This window comes from Sphingobium cupriresistens, assembly GCF_004152865.1.
Lineage (GTDB): Bacteria > Pseudomonadota > Alphaproteobacteria > Sphingomonadales > Sphingomonadaceae > Sphingobium > Sphingobium cupriresistens.
In genome coordinates, this window is the sequence record NZ_SEOO01000126.1 from 1 (window position 1) to 992 (window position 992).

General features: G+C 61.5%; 1 protein-coding gene and 1 pseudogene. Both read left to right on the forward strand.

Annotated elements, in window-relative coordinates:
* Positions 1-115: 115 nt before the first annotated feature.
* Positions 116-472, forward strand: a pseudogene (locus EWH12_RS23035) (Mu transposase domain-containing protein); the annotation flags it as partial.
* The coding region (locus EWH12_RS21920) for an ATP-binding protein (RefSeq protein ID WP_165363710.1) at positions 469-992 on the forward strand (524 nt) is incomplete at its 3' end. The pseudogene EWH12_RS23035 and the gene EWH12_RS21920, both read left to right, overlap by 4 nt.

Sequence of the window (992 nt, forward strand, 5' to 3'; positions counted from 1 at the left end):
CACAAAACCTAACCTTGATCCTGTCCCAAACCCTGTCCGGGATTTAGCGGGATCCCTGTCCCGTATTTACTGAAATGCCTGTCCGCGATTTAGTGAAACCACTGTCCGGGATTTTCCGAAACACGCAGTTCTGAAGCTGGAGCGCCGCGTCAGCCACGATGGGATGGTCTCGGTCGGCGGCAATTACTACAGCGTTCCCGATCGCACCCGGCGCGTCGTCGAAATCCAGCAGTTGCCCGACAAGATCCGGATCGTAGACCGGGGCCAGGTCATTGCCGAGCACCCGGTTCTTGAGGGGCGCCGGCAGTGCAGGATCGATCCTGCGCACCGGACAGGCAGCAGCGGCGCCAAGCGCCGTATCCATGGTAAAGAGGTAATCGCCATCGGTCGTGTAGGCGAGCATGTCACCGTGCGCTCCCTGGCCATCTATCAAGCGATCGGCAGCCAACTGGCGCGGGGAGAACGGCCATGAACCATGGGGGTGCCGCATCCCGCGTCGATAATATCCGCCGCAGCCTGGTCCATCTCAAAATGCCACGCGCCCTGGAGATGCTCGACGCCACCCTGCGCGGCATAGAGCAGGGCAAAATCGATGGCATCGAGGCCATCGACATATTGCTGAACGAAGAACTGTCGCTCCGGGAGAACCGCAGGATCAAGGCAGCCCTGCGCATGGCAAGGCTGCCGATCATCAAGACGCTGGACGGATATGACTTCTCCTTCCAGCCATCGCTCGACCGGAACCGCATCCTGGCGCTCGCTGGCCTGGACTTCATCAACCGGGCCGAGGTGGTGCATCTGCTGGGCCCGCCCGGTACCGGGAAAAGCCATATCGCCACGGCCCTTGCCGTCGAGGCCGTGAAGGCGGGCAAGAGCGTCTACTTCATCCCGCTCGCCGATCTGATCGCTTCACTGACCAAGGCTGAACGCGAGGGCACGTTGCGCGAGAAGATCCGCTTCCTATGCCGATCCTCCCTGCTCGTCGTCGACGA